Raw genomic sequence first — 19591 nt, 5'->3', positions numbered from 1 at the left:
CAGAGTGGGAAGCATGCGTCTGCTCCTCATTCGCCATGGCCAGACCCCTTCCAACCTCAAGCACCTCCTGGACACCGCGGCGCCGGGACCGGCGCTGACCCCGCTGGGGCAGCAGCAGGCAGCGGCCCTTCCGGCAGCGCTCGCCGACGAGGAGATCGGCGCCCTCTACGCCTCCACCCTGCTCCGCACGCAGCTCACCGCCGCGCCACTGGCGACCCGGACCGGGCTTGAGGTCCGCGTACGGGACGGCATCCGGGAACTGTCCGCCGGCGACCTGGAGATGCGGGGCGACGACCTCGCCATCGAGACGTACCTGAGCACCGCCTTCGCCTGGTCCGCGGGGAACACCGAGCCGCGCATGCCGGGCGGGGAGAACGGAGTGGAGGCCCTACGACGTTTCGACGCCGTGGTCGAGGAGGCCTCGGGTACGGGTGCCGAGACAGTGGCCCTGGTCAGCCATGGTGCCGTCATCCGTATGTGGGTGGCGGCACGGGCCGGGAACATCGACGTCGACTTCGCGGCCGCGCACGCACTGCAGAACACCGGAGTCGTCATCCTCACCGGCACCCCACCGAGGGCTGGCGAGTGCGGGAGTGGGCCGGCCGTTCCATCGGCCCCGAGGCCGGTGCCCCTGAAGAGAGCGGGCCTGCGGGAGAAGCCGTCGACTAACGTCCCGGTTCGGGGACGCCGGACACGAATCCCGCCCACGCGGTGAGGGAGAGTGCGAGTCGGGGGCCCTGGTTCTGCTTGGAGTCCCGGACGTGGATGGTGTGGGGGGCTATGGCGATCTCGACGCAGGAGTCGCCGTCAGGGCCACTGCTGTAGCTGCTCTTGAACCACGCCAGTTCAGCGTTGCGGATCATGTCTCTCCCAGCAGTTGCTCGATAAGAGCCAGCGACTCCCGTGGAGGAAGGGCCTGAGCTCGGATGGTGCCATAGCGCAGTTCGAGGACCCGGATGTGCCTCGGATCAGTGGTCGGCCTACCGATGAAGGCGCCGTCGGACCTGCCCACCGCAGTGCCGTCCCCGAATTTCAGCACCTCGATCCTCCCGTTCAGACCGGGATGGGCCTCGCTGCTCGTCGGCATCACCTGAAGCCTGACATTACGCAACCGCCCCACCTCCAGCAGACGCTCAAGCTGCTGACGCCAAACCATTGTGCCCCCAACCGGGCGGCGCAGCGTCGCCTCCTCCTGGACGAAGCTCAGCGAAGGGGCGGGCGACCGCTCGAACACGCACTGCCTGGCCACGCGCGCGGCCACCAAGCGCTCCACTTCATCTGGTGAGTACGCGGGCTGCCAGGACTCGAACAGTGCTCGCGCGTGCTCCGGGGTCTGCAACAGGCCGTTGACGCTGATGCTTTCGTACACCCCGATCTCAACCGCCTGCCCCTCCAACTTGGCCAGCTCCCGCACCTTCTTGGGATACCGAACCCTCTTCACGTCCTCCCAAGCCGCCGCAATCAGCCCACCCGCCCCCAACACCTCATCAGCCCTGTTCAGATAGTCCTGCCGAGGAATCCGCTTCCCACCCTCGATCTTGTAGACCATGTCCTCGCCATAACCCACCGCCGTCCCGAACTCCGCGGCCCGCATCCCCACCGCCTCCCGCCGCAGCTTCAGCTGCCGCCCGACGGTCGCGATGACGGCGACACCCCACTCATCGTCGGGATCCACCTCCCAACCCGGCTCGTCCGCCTCGCCCATGAGCCGCCCCGAGTCCGCCTCGACCGCCGTCATCCCGCACCCTTCGCCGTCGTACGACCGTGCCCAGCGCCCTACCCGTACGCCCGGCCCCGACAGCCCGGACACCACCGGACAAGCTCCGGACAGTCACCGTACGCACCCGCTGAGTCACTGTTCACGATAGCCACGGGCCGCCACGCTGCGTGACGTGAAGCAGAACTCCCCCGAACTCACCACCCGCATCCTCCACTTCAGCATCCAGCTGTCCCCCACCCCACGCGGCGCCCGCCTGGCCCGCCTCCTTGCCGCCGAACAACTGCGCTCCTGGGGACTGCCGTTGGACCCGGCCCGGCAGGTCATCGCGGAACTGTCGGCCAACGCGGTGACACACGGCCGCGACCCCGGCCGCGACTTCCGCCTGCTCCTCTACGTCGTCGCCGACACCCTCCGCGTCGAGGTGACGGACACCCGCGACGACCGTCTGCCGGTGCTGTCCGATTCCGGCAGTGGCCTGCTCCCAGGGCTCCCGCCCCGCAAGACCGTCTGGGCCGAAATCGACCTCGCACCGGAGCCCAAGAACATGGACTTCGGTGGCGCGGGCGGCCTCCCAGAAGGACCACATAGATGAAAGGACCCGACCAAGCCCCACCCCTCCTCCCGCCCGGCCTGTCGGCCTCACCCGCGCGGGTGAACATCACCAACTCGACTAGCTTCGGGAGCCGTTGCCTGCCCTACGCTCAGCGCAGCGAACCGCAGACATGCGACGGCCCCCGCCGGGACGGCAATCCCAGTGCGAGGGCCTGACCACCGAGGAAGAAAAGGCCTTCCCGATGGATACGCAGAACCCTAACGTGCCCCCGCACGCCCACACCCGGGTTGCCGCAAAGAAGCACCCGAACCGGCGGCACCCCCACTCCGGCCTGGTGCACGACAACACCCGCCACACCACCCGCTTCACGGTGATCGGCAACCACCTCGCCCAGCACCCGGAGCTGTCGCTGCTCGCGATCGGGCTCGGCACGCACATCCAGTCCCTCCCCGTCGGCGCCCGCATCGACATCAAGTCGCTCGCCGCCCGCTTCCCCGAGGGCACGGCCCGTATCGCCGCAGCCCTGCGCGAGCTGGAAGCTCACGGCTACCTGCGCCGCGAGCGCGTACGCGTCCCCGACGGCCGCATCATCACCCGCACGACCTCCTGCAACCAGCCAGGTCACAGCGATACGGAGGCCCCTCGCCCAGCCGCCCCGAGGAAGCGGACAAGGCCACCTGGCGGCAAGCCCCTCCCTGCCGTACCGCAACCGGCCTACCCCGCCCCGGCCCTCATCCAGCAGGCCACGGACCTCCTCACCGGCCTCCGCCGCGAGGACCCCCGCCTCCTGTTCTCCGCGTGCGACACCGCCCACCTCGCCCCCGGCGTCGCCGCCTGGCTCGAACGAGACGTCACCCCGGCCGCCGTACGCCGCGCCCTGACGGCCGAGCTCCCACCGGAGCCCCTCCGTCGCCCAGCCGCCCTCCTGGCCCACCGCCTCACAGCTCAGCTACCGCCCCCGCCGCCCCTCGCCCGGCCAGCGACACCACCGCCCACCCGGCACCCACTCCAGACCTGCGACGGCTGCGACCGGGCGTTCCGCGCACCAGCCCCTGGCCACTGCCGCGCTTGCCGATCAAGTCTCCTGGAGGCCGCTTAGCATGAGAGCGACGATCCTTGCCCCTGGGCACAGACGACGAGGAGCGAGCGCCATGACCATCGCGTCGGAGGACGAGCAGCAGGGCGGCGCCTCCCACCGGTATCGGGCCATGCGGGACTTCGTGCAGACCACGGACGACTCATTGCCCGGCAAGTTCGAGGTCACCAAGGAAGGAATCGTCCACGACATGATGGCGCCCGTGGGTCCGCACGAGCTGACCACCCTGCATCTCCGGAGACGGCTCGAAAAGCTGATGCCGGAGGCAATCGTGGCCCACACGGGCGAACCCGATGTGGAGGACGAGTCGGAGGGCATCATGCGCCGCCCCGACGTGATGGTGATCGCCATGGAGGACATGGACGTCCCGGGTTCATTCGACCCCCGGACGCTGGTCGCCGCCATCGAGGTCGTCTCCCGCTCCAACCCCGACAACGACTGGGTAGCGAAGATGCGCGACTACCCCCTCATCGGCATCCCCGTCTACGCCGTCTTCGACCCCCGCACCGGCACGGGCACCGTCCTCACCGACATCCACCCCACACCGGACGGCCCCCGGTATGCCACGCGCAAGGACTTCGTCTACGGCGAGGACGTGACCATCGCCGACTGGACCATCACGACAGACGGCCTGCCCCTGTACCGGGACAGCGACGCCCCGCGGAACTGAGCGGCAGGAGGCGACCGACACAGCAAAAGGACCCGCACGACCGAAGTCGTACGGGCCCCTTCGAGCCACTCAGGTCAGTTGACCATCAAGCCAGTCCGAAGACTCACTTGTTGATCTTGGTGACCTGGCCGGCGCCCACGGTCCGGCCACCCTCACGGATGGCGAACTTCAGGCCCTCCTCCATGGCGACGGGCTGGATGAGCTCCACCTTCATCTCGGTGTTGTCACCCGGCATGACCATCTCGGTGCCCTCGGGGAGGGTCACCACGCCGGTCACGTCCGTCGTACGGAAGTAGAACTGCGGGCGGTAGTTGTTGAAGAACGGCGTGTGGCGGCCACCCTCGTCCTTGGACAGGATGTAGGCCTGCGCCTCGAACTCGGTGTGCGGGGTGACCGAGCCCGGCTTGATGATGACCTGGCCGCGCTCGACGTCCTCGCGCTTGATGCCGCGGAGCAGCAGACCGACGTTCTCACCGGCCTGGCCCTCGTCGAGCAGCTTGCGGAACATCTCGATGCCGGTGACCGTGGTGGTGGTCTTCTCGGTCTTGATGCCGATGATGTCGACGGTCTCGTTGACCTTGAGGACACCACGCTCGATACGGCCGGTGACGACCGTACCGCGACCGGTGATCGTGAAGACGTCCTCGATCGGCATCAGGAACGGCTTGTCGACGTCGCGCTCCGGCTCCGGAATCGCGGTGTCGACGGCGCTCATGAGCTCCAGGACCGAGTTGCCCCACTCCTTGTCGCCCTCGAGGGCCTTCAGAGCGGAGACCTTGACGACGGGAACGTCGTCGCCCGGGAACTCGTACTCGGAGAGGAGCTCACGGACCTCGAGCTCGACGAGCTCCAGGATCTCCTCGTCGTCCACCATGTCGGCCTTGTTCAGGGCGACGACGATGTACGGAACGCCGACCTGGCGGGCCAGGAGCACGTGCTCCTTGGTCTGCGGCATCGGGCCGTCGGTCGCGGCGACCACGAGGATGGCGCCGTCCATCTGCGCCGCACCCGTGATCATGTTCTTGATGTAGTCCGCGTGACCGGGGCAGTCGACGTGCGCGTAGTGACGCGTCTCGGTCTGGTACTCGACGTGCGCGATCGAGATCGTGATACCGCGCTGGCGCTCCTCGGGAGCCTTGTCGATCTGGTCGAAGGCCGAGGCCTCGTTCAGCTCGGGGTACGCGTCGTGCAGCACCTTGGTAATGGCGGCCGTGAGGGTCGTCTTACCGTGGTCGATGTGACCGATGGTGCCGATGTTGACGTGCGGCTTAGTCCGCTCGAACTTCGCCTTCGCCACTGGGGTCCTCCTGTGGAGTGGTTCTGGTACGCCTTACTCATCGGCGCCAGGATGATCTTTGCTGGAATGCCCGGGCCCGGGGCATTCTCGCCACAATCGTGACGGAATGCCCCTCAAGGCTCCGGAGTCAAGCCTACGGCGTGTAGACGCGGTGCGTTACTCGCCCTTGGCCTTCGCGATGATCTCCTCGGCGACGTTCCGGGGAACCTCGGCGTAGGAGTCGAACTGCATCGAGTAGCTTGCGCGACCCGACGTCTTGCTGCGGAGGTCTCCGACGTAGCCGAACATCTCCGAGAGGGGCACCAGGCCCTTCACGAGGCGGGCACCGGCCCGCTCCTCCATGGCCTGGATCTGGCCACGGCGGGAGTTGATGTCGCCGATGACCTCACCCATGTAGTCCTCGGGCGTGGTGACCTCGACGGCCATCATCGGCTCGAGCAGCACGGGGCTGGCCTTGCGCGCGGCCTCCTTGAAGGCCTGCGAACCGGCGATCTTGAAGGCGAGCTCGGAGGAGTCGACCTCGTGGTAGCCACCGTCGATGAGCGTGACGCGGACGCCCGTCATCTCGTAGCCGGCGAGGATGCCGAACTGCATGGCCTCCTGCGCACCGGCGTCCACCGAAGGGATGTACTCCTTCGGGATGCGGCCACCGGTGACCTTGTTCACGAACTCGTACGCGGCGTCGCCGCCCTCGATCGGCTCGATCGCGATCTGCACCTTGGCGAACTGGCCGGTACCACCAGTCTGCTTCTTGTGCGTGTAGTCGACGCGCTCGACGGCCTTGCGGATCGTCTCGCGGTAGGCGACCTGCGGCTTGCCGACGTTGGCCTCGACCTTGAACTCGCGCTTCATCCGGTCGACCAGCACCTCGAGGTGAAGCTCGCCCATACCACCGATGATGGTCTGGCCGGTCTCCTCGTTGGTGTGGACCTGGAAGGACGGGTCCTCCTCGGCCAGGCGCTGGATCGCGACGCCCAGCTTCTCCTGGTCACCCTTCGACTTGGGCTCGATGGCGACCTGGATGACCGGCGCCGGGAAGTCCATGGACTCCAGGATGACCGGGTTCTTGTCGTCGCTCAGCGTCTCACCGGTGGTGGTCTGCTTGAGGCCCATGACGGCGACGATGTCGCCGGCGCCCACCGACTCGATCTCCTCACGCTTGTTCGCGTGCATGCGGTAGATCTTGCCGATGCGCTCCTTCTTGCCCTTCACGGAGTTCAGCACGGCGGTGCCGGACACCAGACGGCCGGAGTACACGCGGACGAAGGTGAGCTTGCCGAGGTGCGGGTCGCTCATGATCTTGAACGCCAGCGCGGCGAGGGGCTCGTCCTCCGACGGCTTGCGCGCGATGACCTGCTCCGGGTCCTTGACGTCGTGGCCCTCGATGGCCTCGACGTCGAGCGGGGTGGGCAGGTAGCGCACGACCGCGTCGAGCAGGGGCTGAACGCCCTTGTTCTTGAACGCGGTGCCGCAGAACACGGGGGTGACGGTGGTGCCGTCGCTCTTGCCGGACGCGATGGTGATACGACGGATCGCGGCGTAGAGCTGCTCCACGGTGGGCTCGGTGCCCTCCAGGTACAGCTCCATCAGCTCTTCGTCGTTCTCGGCGACGGCCTCGAGCAGCTTGCCGCGGTACTCCTCGGCAGCCTCGGCGTGGGTGTCCGGGATGTCGACAGTGTCGTACATCTCGCCCTTGGTCGCCTCGGCCGACCAGACCAGGGCCTTCATCGTCACGAGGTCGATGACGCCCTTGAAGTCCGCCTCGGCACCGATCGGCAGCTGCATGACCAGCGGCTGCGCACCAAGGCGGTCCGAGATCATGTCGACGCAGCGGTGGAACTCCGCGCCGGTCCGGTCGAGCTTGTTGACGAAGCAGATACGCGGAACGCCGTAACGGTCGGCCTGACGCCACACCGTCTCGGACTGCGGCTCGACACCGGCGACACCGTCGAACACCGTCACGGCACCGTCGAGCACACGCAGGGAGCGCTCCACCTCGACGGTGAAGTCGACGTGCCCCGGGGTGTCGATAATGTTGATGGTGTAGTCGTTGTCCTCGAGCGGCCAGTGACAGGTGGTCGCAGCAGACGTGATCGTGATGCCACGCTCCTGCTCCTGCTCCATCCAGTCCATCGTGGCGGCGCCGTCGTGGACCTCACCGATCTTGTACGAAACGCCGGTGTAGAACAGGATCCGCTCGGTGGTGGTCGTCTTGCCCGCGTCGATGTGGGCCATGATCCCGATGTTGCGGACCTTGGCCAGGTCAAGTGAAGTGGTAGCCATAAGGCTTCAGTCTTCTCTCGGTCTCGATGTGGGTAGCGACTACCAGCGGTAGTGCGCGAAGGCCTTGTTGGACTCGGCCATCTTGTGGGTGTCCTCGCGCTTCTTCACAGCGGCACCAAGGCCGTTGGAGGCGTCGAGAAGCTCGTTGAGCAGACGCTCGGTCATGGTCTTCTCGCGACGGGCGCGGGAGTAACCGACCAGCCAGCGCAGCGCGAGCGTGTTGGCACGACCGGGCTTGACCTCGATCGGAACCTGGTACGTCGCACCACCGACACGGCGGGACTTGACCTCGAGGGTCGGCTTGATGTTTTCCAGTGCGCGCTTCAGCGTGATGATCGGGTCGTTGCCCGTCTTCTCACGCAGACCCTCCATGGCGCCGTAGACGATGCGCTCGGCGGTGGAGCGCTTGCCGTTCAGCAGCACCTTGTTGATGAGGGAGGTCACCAGAGGAGAACCGTAGACCGGGTCGATGATGACCGGGCGCTTCGGGGCGGGGCCCTTACGAGGCATTCTTACTTCTCCTTCTTGGCGCCGTAGCGGCTGCGGGCCTGCTTGCGGTTCTTGACACCCTGGGTGTCGAGCGAACCTCGGATGATCTTGTAGCGAACACCCGGCAGGTCCTTCACACGGCCGCCGCGCACGAGCACGATGGAGTGCTCCTGCAGGTTGTGTCCCTCACCCGGAATGTAAGCGGTGACCTCGATCCCGCTGGTCAGACGCACACGCGCGACCTTACGCAGGGCCGAGTTCGGCTTCTTCGGGGTGGTCGTGAACACACGCGTGCAGACGCCACGACGCTGAGGGGAACCCTCGAGTGCGGGCGTCTTGTTCTTCTCGACCTTGTCCTGCCGGCCCTTCCGGACCAGCTGCTGGATCGTAGGCACTACTTCTCCGGTTTCTGTGTGCCGAATGGTGAAGCTAACCTGGAACGTCACCGACCCACGCGGTCGGGTGTGTCGAATCCGGCGGACTTCCGCCGCGAGGCAGGAAGAAGCGCAGATTGCGGTGGCCGGTAACAGCTCGCGATGCGGTTGATGGCACGCACGAGAGCCAGGGCACACCCCAGGCACAAGGTCTGAGCGTACCTATCGCATTCGCTGCGGTCAAAACAAATGGGTGCCGCCCGCATGGTTATGCGGAGCATGTCAAGACCCCAGGCCGTTCAGCCCGCGCTCGGCCGACCCCTCAGCCTGCCGCGATGGACACCACCGTGAGCAACACCAGGACGAGTGCCCAGCCTGCCGTGGACAACCATCCGAGCACCAGTCCGGTCAGTGCGAGCCCGTCCCCCAGCTCGCCCCGGCTGCGGATCTCGGCCCGTGCCACGTGCCCCAGCACGACGGCCGGAATGCCGGTCAGCCCCATCGTCGGCACACACAGCAGACCGCACACGCCCGCCGCGACCGCCTTCCCGTTCGTCGCCGGCCGCGGCACCGGCAGGAACGTCCGCGCCACGGGCACGGCACCGGCCGACTGCGGCACAGGCCCCTGCGGCAAGTCGGCCACGAGCAGCGCCAGCTCCCCCACGGTCCGGGCCCCGTACGCCCGCGCCACCCGCTTCTCGAACTCGTCCCGCTCCATCCGCCCCTCGCCGTACCCGGCTCTGAGCACGTCCACGGCCCGCTCCCGATCGGCGTGCGAGGCGAGCATCGAGGGGGCGCCGGGGCCTTGCCAGGGGTGCCAGGACGGGTAGGGGGGCTGGGACACGGAGCACCTCCGCGGGAGGCTGAGTTCTTCCATGATGCGCCGAAGGGACGCTTCCGGCATCGGTGCGCCCGGGGCGAGGCGCCGTTCGTCAGCCACGCGGCCGAATCACGCCCGTTTCCTCCATGGTCGTTTCCAGTACGTTGACGCCAGGACGACGCTTGTACAGGGCAGGCATCGGCACAGGTGAACGCGGGGGCGGCGGGATGACCGGGGGGCAGGCACGCGCGTGGGACGACGACGGCGTCCCGTTCCTCGCCCGGCTGGAGCGGGAGGACCGCGCCGCCCTGCTCGCCATCGGCCGCCCCCTCGGCTACCGGGCGCGCGGCGTCCTCCTGCACCAGGACGAGCCCTCGGCCCACGTCCTGCTCCTCCTGCACGGCTGGACCAAGGTCACGGCGATCGCCGCCAACGGCTACGAGGCTCTGCTCGCCCTGCGCGGCCCGGGCGACATCATCGGCGAGGGCGCGGCCCTCAGCGGCCGCGGCCGCTCGGCGACCGTGACGGCCCTGGAGCCGGTCTAGGCGGTCGTCGTCGACCAGAACCGTTTCACCCTGTTCGTCTCGGACAATCCCCGGGTGGCGCTGCACCTGCTGAGCCTGTCCACGGACCGGCAGCGGTCGACCGACCGTCGCCGGCTGGAATGGGCCGCGCTGACCGTGCGCGAGCGGCTGGCCGTCCTGCTGCTCGAACTGGTGCGCACACACGGCAGCCGGACGGACGAGGGGATCGAACTCACCATCGGGCTCAGCCAGCAGGAGTTCGCCGGTTCCGTGGGTTCCTCGCGCGAGGCGGTGGCCCGGCTCCTCAAGGAGCTGCGGGACCGGCAGGTCGTCGCCACCCGGCGCCGTCGCATCGTCGTACTCCGCCCCGACGTGCTGCGCCGCATCGCCGGCGACGCCTCCGCCTGACGCACATCCCCGCGCGCCGTTCCATGCACACGGTCACATTCCGTCCGTGTCATCGGCCCTCCGGCGCTCGCCCGCGACCCGCCATCGTGCTGGACGACGGACACCGACGTGCGAGAGGCAGCCATGACCGACCCCATGTACCGCACGATTCTCCTCTTCGACATCGAGCAGTACGGCTCACGCGACGACGTGGAACAGGCGTTCCTGCGCCGCGTCCTCTACGACGTCGTCGACGCGACCCTGCTCGACGCCGCCGTCGACGAGACGGCCCGGCTGCGCGCCGACCGCGGCGACTCCGTCATGGAGCTGATCGACACCGCGGTCCCCGTACCCGCGCTGATCAAGACCCTCCTGACCGAGACCCCCGCCCTCCTCCACAACAAAAACCGCCTCCTGGCCGCCAGCGCCCGCATGCGGCTGCGCATCGTCCTGTCCTCCGGCTACGTCGCCGTCGACGAACTCGACGGCTGGGTCGGCTCCGACCTCAACCACGCGGTCCGCCTGCTGAACTCCGACCCCCTGCGCGACGCCCTGAAGCAGCGCGACTCCGACTGCGTGCTGTGCGTGTCGGAAGGGATCTACCAGGGGGTCGTACGGCACGGTCCGCTGGGCGTGCGCCCGGAGGAGTTCCACCGGGTGACGGTGGGGACGAAGGAGGGGCCTACGGTGGCTTGGGTGCACGGGGAGCCGGGCAGCAGCATGCCGAACCCCCGGATGCTCCCGCCGACGCCTCGGGCCCGGAGGCGCCCGCCTCCCCGCGCTCCGACATCCGGATCTACGGCGATCAGTACGGCCAGGCGGGCGGCACCCACTACGGCGACCAGCGCTTCGACTTCACCCGTCCTGCTCGGGACGAGCGCCGATGAGCCAGGAGGAGAAGGCGGCCGACACGGCGCATCCGGCCGAAGCGCAGGACGGCGAGAAGCAGCAGCGGGACGAGGCGGCCGAGGAACAGCCGAGGCAGGAGGCGTGGGCCGCGCGCCGGGACCTGATCGCGCACGCCCCGGACTTCGTCTCCACCCTCGTCAACCGCGACCAGTACGGCCAGGCGGGCGGCACGCACTACGGCGACCAGCACCAGCACTTCCACATCGGAGGCCGGGCCGAGGCATCCCTCCCCCTGTCCGGGCCGATACCGCACACGGAGATCGAAGAACTGAAGGTCGTCTTCCGGGGCTGCCAGAGCTTCGACGAGGCCTTGGAGAGCCTGCGGGAGGACAGGCTCGTCATCCTGTCCGGCGGACGCGAGACGGGCCGCCGTACCGCCGCGCTGATGCTGCTGCACCGGTCGGGCGCGGAGCGGTTGCGCTCCCTCGATCCGCCCGCGTCGTTCCCGGAGCTGGCCGACCAGGTGGACGCCTCGGCCGGCTACGTCCTGTGTGATCTGCCTGTCAGCCGGCAGCGTCCCCTGAGCGAGGCCCAACTGTTCTCTCTTCGCGAGCGGTTGGAGCGCGCCCAGGCCCGGCTGGTGATCACCGTCGAGCCTTCGGCGGCGCTGGGCGCCCTGCCCTCCGTACGGTGGGAGCCGCCTTCGGCCGAGGACCTGCTGCACGCCCATGTCACCCCGGCGACCGGTGAGTCCGTCTGGCCCGGCCTGCTGGGCCTGACAGCGGTGAAGGAGTTCCTCGCCCGGCAACACCGGCCGGAGGAGATCAGGCAGTTCGCACTGCAACTCGTCGAACACCACCACGGCGTGATCGACGAGGCCCGGCTCGCCGCCTTCGGCGAGACGGCCGCGGCGACCCAGGTGACCCGCTGGCTCACCGAGGAGAAGCCCGAGCTGCGCGACAAGGCGTTCCTCGTCTCCCTCGCCGTCTTCGACAAGGCGCCGTACGCGGTGACGGCCGAACTCGCCGACGGTCTCTTCGTACGCCTGCACGACATCCAGGATCCGAACGCCCGGCCGTCCATCCCCGTCTTCGGCAGCTCCCGCGAGGAGCGGCTCCGGCTCGCGCACGCCGACGGCTATGTGACTGCGGAGGCCACCGAGTGGGGTCCCCTGGAGGGCAGCTTCTGCGCCGCCTTCCGGGACGAGCGGACGGCTCCGATGCTGCTGAAGGAGGTGTGGAACCTCCACCCGTCCGCGCGCCCGGCCTTCGCGGAGTGGATCCGCAAGCTGGCCGACGACCGCCGCCCTCTGGTGCGGACCCGGGCGGCGTCGGCCGCCGCGCTGCTGGCCAAGGCCGATCTGTCGTCGGCCATGGCCCACCTCGTCGAGCCGTGGGCGGACGGCCGTAAGCCGCATGCCTGGCTGACCGCGGCCAACGCCCTCACCATGACCCAGCTGCTGGATGTGCCGGCGGTCTCCCGGATCCTGCACGACTGGTGCGTCGGGGACGTCGAGAGCCGCCGCTGGACGGCCATCCGCGCCTACGGCCTCCTGGGGCCGGTGCACCACGTGGAGACCCTGGCAGCACTCGTGGACGCCATGCACCGGCCACCGCCCGCCGAGGCCTCCGGTGTCCAGGAGGACGGGGAGCTGTCGGAGGAGGCCCGGCAGCTCGCCGACGCCCTCGAACTCCTCCTCCTCGCCGTACGAAACCCCGTACTGGCCGCCCTGACCGAACTCCGCCGCACCGACCGCGCGGTCCGCCCGCACGCCCTGCTCGCCTTCTTCCAAGCCTGCAAGCAGACGAAGGACGACGACAGCGACCGCCCGCCCGTCCTCGCCTGGTACGCGCGGGCCGCGGCAGCCGAGGACCCGACGGCCGCCCGGCAGCTGGCCGATTTCTGGGACGCGCTGCTCACCGACCGGACGCACAACCCGAAGGCCCTCGGCGTCCTGCGCGGCTGGGTGCGCGGGGCCGACGAGGACACGGAGACCGAGTCGGCCCTCGCCTCGCTGCTCGGCGCCCTCGTCAGCACGCCCACCAACCGCCGGCGCGTCAGCCATCTGCTGGGCACGGTCCGCGACTCCGGGGGAGCCGTCACACCGGCCGCGGACCGGCTGCGCAAGCGCCTCGCCCTCGACTGACCCGCCTACGGAGGCCGACCATGGAACACGAGACCGACCCCGTCCGCACCGTCTGGCAGCTACCGCGCTTCCACCTCGGCGGTCGGCGCTTCACGGGCCGCATCGACCACGCCCTGGTGTGTGTGACCCGAAAGGGCGCGTACGAGACCTTCCCGCCGCCCGACCGTCCCGCGTCCATGCGGCGGTACGTCGCCGTGTACGAGGTGGACACGGACCCGCACGCCTTCCAACTGGACGTGCCCCTGCCCAGCCTGGTCGACAGCTTCGAGTTCGAGGTCACGGCCGACGTCGGCTGGCGGGTCAGCCACCCGGCGCTCTTCGTCCGCAGCCAGGAGCGGGACGTGCCCGGCCTGCTCACCCGGGAGCTGCTGCCCCTGATGCGGGACGCCGGCCGCCGTCACCCCATCGACGCGAGCGCCGAGGCGGAGCGGTCCGTGCAGCGGGCGGTGCAGGCCGCGACCTCACTCGGCCGCGCCCAGGGCCTGCACGTCACCTGCACGATACGCCTGCGCCGCGACGCCACCGAGCGATCCCACCAGGCCCGCCTGCGGACCGCCCGGCACGAGGTGGAGGCCGCGCAGCCGGAGCACGAGGCGACCCGGCTCCGCGACACCTACGAGGCCGAGCGCAGGGCCGAACAGATCAGGTTCTACGAACTCACCCTGGACAAGGGCGGCACCGCCGCACTCGCCCTGCACCTGGCGGCACACCCCGACGAGACCCGGCTCGTCCTGGAACACCTCCAGTCAGGCCAGAACAGGCTGCTGGACACCCAGGTGAACCTGATCAACCAGGCCTTGGACAACAAGCAGTTGGAGGGCTACCAGCTCGACGAGCCCCACAAGCTCATCGCCGAGCGAATGAAGGTCATCCTGCGGACCACGGACCCGTCCGCCCCGCCCGAGGACGATCCGGAGCCCGGCACATGACCTCCTCGGACGATTCCGGCGTGCGGGCGGGCACCCAGCTGCTCGCCGACCTCCGCGGCGAGATCGCCCGCGCCGACGCCAAGGCCACCGTGCTGGTCGGCGCCCTGGGCATCTCGGGGGGCATGCTCGCCGCGCTCCTGGCCGACCGCGACTGGACTCCCGACCGGCTTCCGGCGCCCGCCGCCGTGCTGTGGTGGGCCGGGGCGACGTCCCTGGTCGTCGCGCTGTTCGCTCTCCTGCTCGCGGTCGTGCCCCGCTACCGGAGCAGCCGATGGACGCCCGGCAGCCCGCTCACCTACTTCGGCGACGTACGACGAGCCGCACGGGAGGGCCTGCTCACCACGGCCCTGACGGACACCGCCCGCGACCCCGCTCGTGGCCTTCTGCTCGCCCTCGCCGAGACCAGCGGCATCGCCGCCCGCAAGCACTTCTGGATCCGGACCGGACTGCTCTCGTTCGGCTGCTCAGCGGTCCTGCTGCCCGGATCGATGCTCCTCGCCTGAACCTCGCCACTCTGTCCCCCGCACGGGAAGGAACGCCATGCCCATGTCCGCACCGGTCCCCGACGACGACCTCCCCCGCCGCCCCGGCCGTGTCCACATAGCCGCCCGCCGGCGCGGGGCGGATCTCACCGCCCTCGGCTCGCTGGCGCTGCACCTCCCCCACGTCACCGCCAGCCTGGCCGTGGTCTTCGTCGTGTCCTACGCCCTGAGCCACCTGAGCGATCTGCCCTGGTGGCTTCTCTTCGGCTGCTGGGTCCTGAGCGGAGCCCTGGTCTTCCACCAGCCGTGCGAGCGGCTCCTGGCCCGGTGGCTGTTCGGCTTGCGCTACCCCACACCGGACGAGGACCGGCGACTGCGGCCCGTCTGGCGCGAGGTGACCGCCCGGGCCGGAGTGGACGCAGGCGCCTACCAGCTCTGGATGGAGGAGAGCGACGAGATCAACGCCCTGGCGGCAGCCGGTCATATCGTCGGCGTGACCAGTCACTCGCTGCGGACCCTGACGTCCGCCCAGCTCGCCGGGGTCCTCGCCCACGAACTGGGACATCACACACGCGGACACGCGTGGGCCTCGCTGCTGTCCCTCTGGTACGCGCTGCCGGCCCGGCTCACCTGGCGGCTGCTGCTCCTGCTGTGCACCCGGCTGGGACGGCTCCCGACGGGTGCGGCCGCCGTGGTGATCGGCGTGGCCGGGGCCGGTCTGATCGCGCTGGCGACCGCCACGTACGGGCTGATCTTCCTGCCGTTGGCGACGCCCTACCTGGTGGCCGCAGTCGCCCGGCGGTCCGAGCTGCGGGCCGACGAGCACGCGGCGGGGCTCGGCTTCGCGCCCCAGCTCATGGCCGTACTGCACCAGGAGCGCGAACGGGAGGTCACGGCCACCGCCCCGGGCCTCGCCTTCGACAAGGGCGGAATGTTCGCGCGACTGCTCGACTCGCACCCCGATGTACACACCCGGCTGCACCGCTTGCAGGCCCATCTGGACAGCCGGCGCTGACACGCCGGAGGGCGGCCACCCCAAGGTGACCGCCCTCCGGTTCAAGCGACTCGCTTACTGGTTGTACGGCCCGTAGTCGTAGTCCTCCAGCGGCACGGCCTGCCCAGAGCCCGTACCGAACGGCGAGTAGTCGATGTCGTCGTAGCCGACGGCCGAGTACATCGCGGCCTTGGCCTCCTCGGTCGGCTCGACCCGGATGTTCCGGTAGCGGGACAGACCCGTACCGGCCGGGATGAGCTTACCGATGATGACGTTCTCCTTGAGGCCGATGAGGCTGTCGGACTTGGCGTTGATCGCCGCGTCCGTCAGGACTCGGGTCGTCTCCTGGAAGGAGGCGGCCGACAGCCAGGATTCCGTCGCCAGCGAGGCCTTGGTGATACCCATCAGCTGCGGACGACCGGAGGCCGGGTGACCGCCCTCCTGGACCACACGACGGTTCTCGGTCTCGAACTTCGAGCGCTCGACCAGCTCGCCGGGCAGCAGCTCGGCGTCGCCCGACTCGATGATCGTCACACGGCGGAGCATCTGCCGGATGATGATCTCGATGTGCTTGTCGTGGATCGACACACCCTGCGAGTTGTAGACCTTCTGGACCTCGCCGACCAGGTGGACCTGGACGGCACGCTGACCCAGGATGCGCAGCACGTCGTGCGGGTTGGTGGCACCCACGGTGAGCTTCTGGCCCACCTCGACGTGCTCGCCCTCGCTGACCAGGAGACGGGCACGCTTCGAGATCGGGAACGCCGTCTCGTCGCTGCCGTCGTCCGGGGTGACGACGAGCTTCTTGGTCTTCTCGGTCTCCTCGATCCGCACGCGGCCGGAGGCCTCGGAGATCGGGGCGACACCCTTCGGGGTACGGGCCTCGAAGAGCTCGACGACACGCGGCAGACCCTGGGTGATGTCGTCACCGGCCACACCACCGGTGTGGAAGGTACGCATCGTCAGCTGGGTGCCGGGCTCACCGATGGACTGGGCGGCGATGATGCCGACCGCCTCACCGATGTCGACCAGCTTGCCGGTGGCCAGCGAACGGCCGTAGCACATGGCACAGGTGCCGACGTGCGACTCGCAGGTCAGGATCGAGCGGGTCTTGACCTCCTCGACACCGTGGTGCACGAGCTGGTCGATGAGCACGTCGCCCAGGTCCACGTTGGCCGGCGCGATCACCTTGCCGTCGATGACGACGTCCTGGGCGAGCATGCGGGCGTAGACGCTGGTCTCGACGTCCTCGGCCTTGCGCAGGACACCGGCCTCGTCCTTCGAGGCGATCCGCAGCTTCAGACCGCGCTCGGTGCCGCAGTCCTCCTCGCGGATGATGACGTCCTGGGAGACGTCGACCAGACGACGGGTGAGGTAACCCGAGTCGGCGGTACGCAGAGCGGTGTCCGCCAGACCCTTACGGGCACCGTGCGTGGAGATGAAGTACTCCAGCACGGACAGACCCTCACGGAACGAGGCCTTGATCGGACGCGGGATCGTCTCGTTCTTCGCGTTCGACACCAGACCACGCATACCGGCGATCTGACGCATCTGCATCATGTTGCCTCGTGCACCCGAGTTCACCATCATGAAGATCGGGTTGGTCTTCGGGAAGTTCTCGTTCATCGCCTCGGCAACCTCGTTGGTCGCCTTGGTCCAGATCGCGATGAGCTCCTGCGTGCGCTCGTCCTTGGTGATCAGACCGCGCTCGTACTGCTTCTGGACCTTCTCGTCCTGCGCCTCGTAGCCCTTGACGATCTCCTTCTTCGCCTCGGGAACGACGACGTCGGAGATGGCCACGGTGACACCGGAACGGGTCGCCCAGAAGAAGCCCGACGCCTTCAGGTTGTCGAGCGTCGCCGCCACGATGACCTTGGGGTAGCGCTCGGCGAGGTCGTTGACGATCTCGGAGAGCTGCTTCTTGCCGACCTCGTAGTCGACGAACGGGTAGTCCTCGGGCAGCAGCTCGTTGAAGAGCGCACGGCCCAGGGTGGTGTTCAGCCGGAAGCTGTCACCCTGCTGCCACTCGGGCTCGCCCTCCTCACGCGCCGGCGGCATCCAGCCACGCGGCGGGATGGTGCCGACCGGGAAGCGGACGTCGATCCTCGACTGGAGCGACAGCTCGCCCGCGTCGAAGGCCATGATCGCCTCGGCGACCGAGGCGAAGGAACGGCCCTCGCCCTTGAGGTCGCGCATCTCGCCGTCGGTGGTGAGGAAGAACAGACCGAGGACCATGTCCTGGGTGGGCATCGTCACCGGACGGCCGTCGGCGGGCTTGAGGATGTTGTTCGAGGACAGCATCAGGATGCGGGCCTCGGCCTGCGCCTCCGCGGAGAGCGGCAGGTGCACGGCCATCTGGTCACCGTCGAAGTCCGCGTTGAACGCGGTGCAGACGAGCGGGTGGATCTGGATGGCCTTGCCCTCGACCAGCTGCGGCTCGAAGGCCTGGATGCCGAGGCGGTGCAGCGTGGGCGCACGGTTCAGCAGAACCGGGTGCTCCGCGATGACCTCTTCCAGCACGTCGTACACGACCGTGCGGCCGCGCTCCACCATGCGCTTGGCGCTCTTGATGTTCTGCGCGTGGTTCAGGTCGACCAGGCGCTTCATCACGAACGGCTTGAAGAGCTCCAGCGCCATCGCCTTCGGCAGACCGCACTGGTGCAGCTTCAGCTGCGGACCGACGACGATCACGGAACGCGCGGAGTAGTCCACACGCTTACCGAGCAGGTTCTGACGGAAACGACCCTGCTTGCCCTTCAGCATGTCGCTGAGGGACTTCAGCGGGCGGTTACCGGGACCGGTGACCGGACGACCACGACGACCGTTGTCGAACAGCGCGTCGACGGCCTCCTGGAGCATGCGCTTCTCGTTGTTCACGATGATCTCGGGCGCACCGAGGTCGAGAAGGCGCTTCAGTCGGTTGTTCCGGTTGATCACACGGCGGTACAGGTCGTTCAGGTCGGAGGTCGCGAAGCGGCCACCGTCCAGCTGCACCATCGGGCGAAGGTCCGGCGGGATGACCGGCACGCAGTCGAGCACCATGCCCTTGGGGCTGTTGCTGGTCTGCAGGAACGCGGAGACGACCTTGAGGCGCTTGAGCGCACGGGTCTTCTTCTGGCCCTTGCCGGTACGGATGATCTCGCGGAGACGCTCGGCCTCCTCGTCGAGGTCGAAGGACTCCAGGCGCTTCTGCAGCGCCGCGGCACCCATCGAACCGTCGAAGTACGTGCCGAAGCGGTCACGCAGCTCGCGGTAGAGCAGCTCGTCGCCCTCGAGGTCCTGGACCTTGAGGTTCTTGAAGCGGTTCCACACCTCGTCGAGACGGTCGATCTCGCGCTGCGCACGGTCGCGCAGCTGCTTCATCTCGCGCTCGGCACCCTCGCGCACCTTGCGGCGCACGTCGGCCTTGGCGCCCTCGGCCTCCAGCTCGGCCAGGTCGGTCTCGAGCTTCTTGGCGCGGGCCTCCAGGTCGGCGTCGCGGCGCTGCTCGATCTGCTGGCGCTCGACGGAGACGTGGGCCTCCAGCGAGGGCAGGTCGCGCGTACGGCGCTCCTCGTCGACGTACGTGATCATGTACGCCGCGAAGTAGATGACCTTCTCGAGGTCCTTCGGGGCCAGGTCGAGCAGGTAGCCCAGACGCGACGGGACGCCCTTGAAGTACCAGATGTGCGTGACGGGCGCGGCCAGCTCGATGTGGCCCATCCGCTCACGGCGCACCTTGGCGCGGGTGACCTCGACGCCACAGCGCTCACAGATGATGCCCTTGAAGCGGACACGCTTGTACTTGCCGCAGTAGCACTCCCAGTCCCGGGTCGGACCGAAGATCTTCTCGCAGAAGAGTCCGTCCTTTTCGGGCTTGAGCGTGCGGTAGTTGATCGTCTCGGGCTTCTTGACCTCGCCGTGGCTCCACTGACGGATGTCGTCAGCGGTAGCCAGACCGATCCGGAGCTCGTCGAAGAAGTTGACGTCGAGCACTAT

At 68.7% G+C, this 19591-nt stretch carries 17 protein-coding genes and 2 pseudogenes; 10 read left to right on the top strand and 9 right to left on the bottom strand.

Annotation, left to right across the window (positions count from 1 at the left end; translation table 11 throughout):
* Nucleotides 1-13: 13 nt before the first annotated feature.
* Nucleotides 14-669: pseudogene (locus ACQEV8_RS26640) on the top strand (histidine phosphatase family protein).
* Here ACQEV8_RS26640 and ACQEV8_RS26635 read toward each other — a convergent pair.
* Both ACQEV8_RS26635 and ACQEV8_RS26630 read right to left on the bottom strand, forming a co-directional pair.
* A complete protein-coding gene (locus tag ACQEV8_RS26635; protein ID WP_432964905.1) occupies nt 666-863 on the bottom strand; it encodes a DUF397 domain-containing protein in 198 nt (65 codons plus the stop codon). The pseudogene ACQEV8_RS26640 and the gene ACQEV8_RS26635 overlap by 4 nt on opposite strands.
* A complete protein-coding gene (locus ACQEV8_RS26630; RefSeq protein WP_432964902.1) occupies nt 860-1738 on the bottom strand; it encodes a helix-turn-helix domain-containing protein in 879 nt (292 codons plus the stop codon). Before ACQEV8_RS26630 ends, ACQEV8_RS26635 begins: the two co-directional genes overlap by 4 nt.
* 154 nt (nt 1739-1892) lie before the next feature.
* Between ACQEV8_RS26630 and ACQEV8_RS26625 the strand changes: the two genes are divergently transcribed.
* The 3 genes from ACQEV8_RS26625 (at nt 1893) to ACQEV8_RS26615 (ending at nt 4039) form a co-directional block, all read left to right on the top strand.
* Entirely contained in the window at nt 1893-2312 is a 420-nt protein-coding gene (locus tag ACQEV8_RS26625; protein ID WP_432964899.1) for an ATP-binding protein, read from the top strand.
* Nucleotides 2313-2514: 202 nt separating this feature from the next.
* Nucleotides 2515-3372, top strand: a complete 858-nt coding sequence (locus tag ACQEV8_RS26620; RefSeq protein ID WP_432964896.1) for a helix-turn-helix domain-containing protein — start codon at nt 2515-2517, stop codon at nt 3370-3372.
* Between the two features lie 52 nt (nt 3373-3424).
* Nucleotides 3425-4039, top strand: a complete 615-nt coding sequence (locus ACQEV8_RS26615) for a Uma2 family endonuclease (protein ID WP_432964893.1) — start codon at nt 3425-3427, stop codon at nt 4037-4039.
* Between the two features lie 103 nt (nt 4040-4142).
* On the opposite strand, the gene tuf is transcribed toward ACQEV8_RS26615, so the two are convergent.
* The 5 genes from tuf to ACQEV8_RS26590 all read right to left on the bottom strand — a co-directional run bounded on the left by tuf (nt 4143) and on the right by ACQEV8_RS26590 (nt 9326).
* Nucleotides 4143-5336 (bottom strand): elongation factor Tu, encoded by a 1194-nt coding sequence (gene tuf, locus ACQEV8_RS26610; protein ID WP_193482362.1) that lies wholly within the window; start codon nt 5334-5336, stop codon nt 4143-4145.
* A 156-nt stretch (nt 5337-5492) separates the two neighbouring features.
* Nucleotides 5493-7619 carry an elongation factor G gene (gene fusA, locus ACQEV8_RS26605; RefSeq protein ID WP_184591469.1) on the bottom strand — a complete coding sequence of 709 codons (2127 nt, stop codon included), beginning with the start codon at nt 7617-7619 and terminating at the stop codon, nt 5493-5495.
* Nucleotides 7620-7658: 39 nt separating this feature from the next.
* The gene (rpsG, locus tag ACQEV8_RS26600; RefSeq protein ID WP_003992340.1) at nt 7659-8129 is read right to left on the bottom strand and encodes a 30S ribosomal protein S7; all 471 of its coding nucleotides are present in this window, start codon (nt 8127-8129) and stop codon (nt 7659-7661) included.
* A 2-nt stretch (nt 8130-8131) separates the two neighbouring features.
* Entirely contained in the window at nt 8132-8503 is a 372-nt protein-coding gene (rpsL, locus tag ACQEV8_RS26595) for a 30S ribosomal protein S12 (RefSeq protein WP_003948652.1), read from the bottom strand.
* Nucleotides 8504-8804: 301 nt separating this feature from the next.
* Nucleotides 8805-9326, bottom strand: a complete 522-nt coding sequence (locus tag ACQEV8_RS26590; protein ID WP_432964889.1) for a DUF1707 and DUF4190 domain-containing protein — start codon at nt 9324-9326, stop codon at nt 8805-8807.
* 203 nt (nt 9327-9529) lie between these two features.
* Between ACQEV8_RS26590 and ACQEV8_RS26585 the strand changes: the two are divergent.
* A pseudogene (locus tag ACQEV8_RS26585) lies at nt 9530-10234 on the top strand (Crp/Fnr family transcriptional regulator).
* A gap of 177 nt (nt 10235-10411) precedes the next feature.
* Here the strand turns inward: ACQEV8_RS26585 and ACQEV8_RS26580 are convergent.
* On the bottom strand, nt 10412-10867 hold the full coding sequence (locus ACQEV8_RS26580; RefSeq protein WP_432964886.1) for a hypothetical protein: 456 nt from the start codon (nt 10865-10867) through the stop codon (nt 10412-10414).
* Nucleotides 10868-10905: 38 nt separating this feature from the next.
* Here ACQEV8_RS26580 and ACQEV8_RS26575 point away from each other — a divergent pair, with 38 nt between their 5' ends.
* Genes ACQEV8_RS26575 through ACQEV8_RS26555 form a run of 5 tightly spaced genes read left to right on the top strand, consistent with a single transcriptional unit; the run spans nt 10906 to nt 15634 of the window.
* Nucleotides 10906-11100, top strand: a complete 195-nt coding sequence (locus tag ACQEV8_RS26575) for a hypothetical protein (RefSeq protein WP_432964883.1) — start codon at nt 10906-10908, stop codon at nt 11098-11100.
* On the top strand, nt 11097-13208 hold the full coding sequence (locus ACQEV8_RS26570) for a hypothetical protein (RefSeq protein ID WP_432964880.1): 2112 nt from the start codon (nt 11097-11099) through the stop codon (nt 13206-13208). The genes ACQEV8_RS26575 and ACQEV8_RS26570 overlap by 4 nt, the downstream gene beginning before the upstream one ends.
* A 20-nt stretch (nt 13209-13228) precedes the next feature.
* Nucleotides 13229-14137: a hypothetical protein gene (locus tag ACQEV8_RS26565; protein ID WP_432964877.1), complete on the top strand. Its 909-nt coding sequence runs from the start codon at nt 13229-13231 to the stop codon at nt 14135-14137.
* Complete coding sequence (locus ACQEV8_RS26560; protein ID WP_432964874.1) at nt 14134-14640, top strand: Pycsar system effector family protein; 507 nt, start codon at nt 14134-14136, stop codon at nt 14638-14640. Before ACQEV8_RS26565 ends, ACQEV8_RS26560 begins: the two co-directional genes overlap by 4 nt.
* A gap of 43 nt (nt 14641-14683) precedes the next feature.
* A complete protein-coding gene (locus ACQEV8_RS26555; protein ID WP_432964871.1) occupies nt 14684-15634 on the top strand; it encodes a M48 family metalloprotease in 951 nt (316 codons plus the stop codon).
* Between the two features lie 54 nt (nt 15635-15688).
* Here the strand turns inward: ACQEV8_RS26555 and ACQEV8_RS26550 are convergent, their stop codons facing one another.
* Entirely contained in the window at nt 15689-19588 is a 3900-nt protein-coding gene (locus tag ACQEV8_RS26550; protein WP_432964868.1) for a DNA-directed RNA polymerase subunit beta', read from the bottom strand.
* Nucleotides 19589-19591 lie beyond the last annotated feature (3 nt).

The sequence above is a fragment of the Streptomyces sp. CA-179760 genome (genome assembly GCF_050937045.1).
Lineage (GTDB): Bacteria > Actinomycetota > Actinomycetes > Streptomycetales > Streptomycetaceae > Streptomyces.
The sequence above is the reverse complement of the archived record's forward strand: the minus strand, read 5'-3'. Positions and strand labels throughout refer to the sequence as shown.

Coding starts and splice junctions, on each gene's coding strand:
- ACQEV8_RS26620 (WP_432964896.1), top strand. CDS start 2,515: ATGGATACGCAGAACCCTAACGTGCCCCCGCACGCCCACACCCGGGTT.
- fusA (WP_184591469.1), bottom strand. CDS start 7,619: ATGGCTACCACTTCACTTGACCTGGCCAAGGTCCGCAACATCGGGATC.
- ACQEV8_RS26635 (WP_432964905.1), bottom strand. CDS start 863: ATGATCCGCAACGCTGAACTGGCGTGGTTCAAGAGCAGCTACAGCAGT.
- ACQEV8_RS26560 (WP_432964874.1), top strand. CDS start 14,134: ATGACCTCCTCGGACGATTCCGGCGTGCGGGCGGGCACCCAGCTGCTC.
- ACQEV8_RS26615 (WP_432964893.1), top strand. CDS start 3,425: ATGACCATCGCGTCGGAGGACGAGCAGCAGGGCGGCGCCTCCCACCGG.
- rpsG (WP_003992340.1), bottom strand. CDS start 8,129: ATGCCTCGTAAGGGCCCCGCCCCGAAGCGCCCGGTCATCATCGACCCG.
- ACQEV8_RS26570 (WP_432964880.1), top strand. CDS start 11,097: ATGAGCCAGGAGGAGAAGGCGGCCGACACGGCGCATCCGGCCGAAGCG.
- ACQEV8_RS26565 (WP_432964877.1), top strand. CDS start 13,229: ATGGAACACGAGACCGACCCCGTCCGCACCGTCTGGCAGCTACCGCGC.
- ACQEV8_RS26555 (WP_432964871.1), top strand. CDS start 14,684: ATGTCCGCACCGGTCCCCGACGACGACCTCCCCCGCCGCCCCGGCCGT.
- ACQEV8_RS26630 (WP_432964902.1), bottom strand. CDS start 1,738: ATGACGGCGGTCGAGGCGGACTCGGGGCGGCTCATGGGCGAGGCGGAC.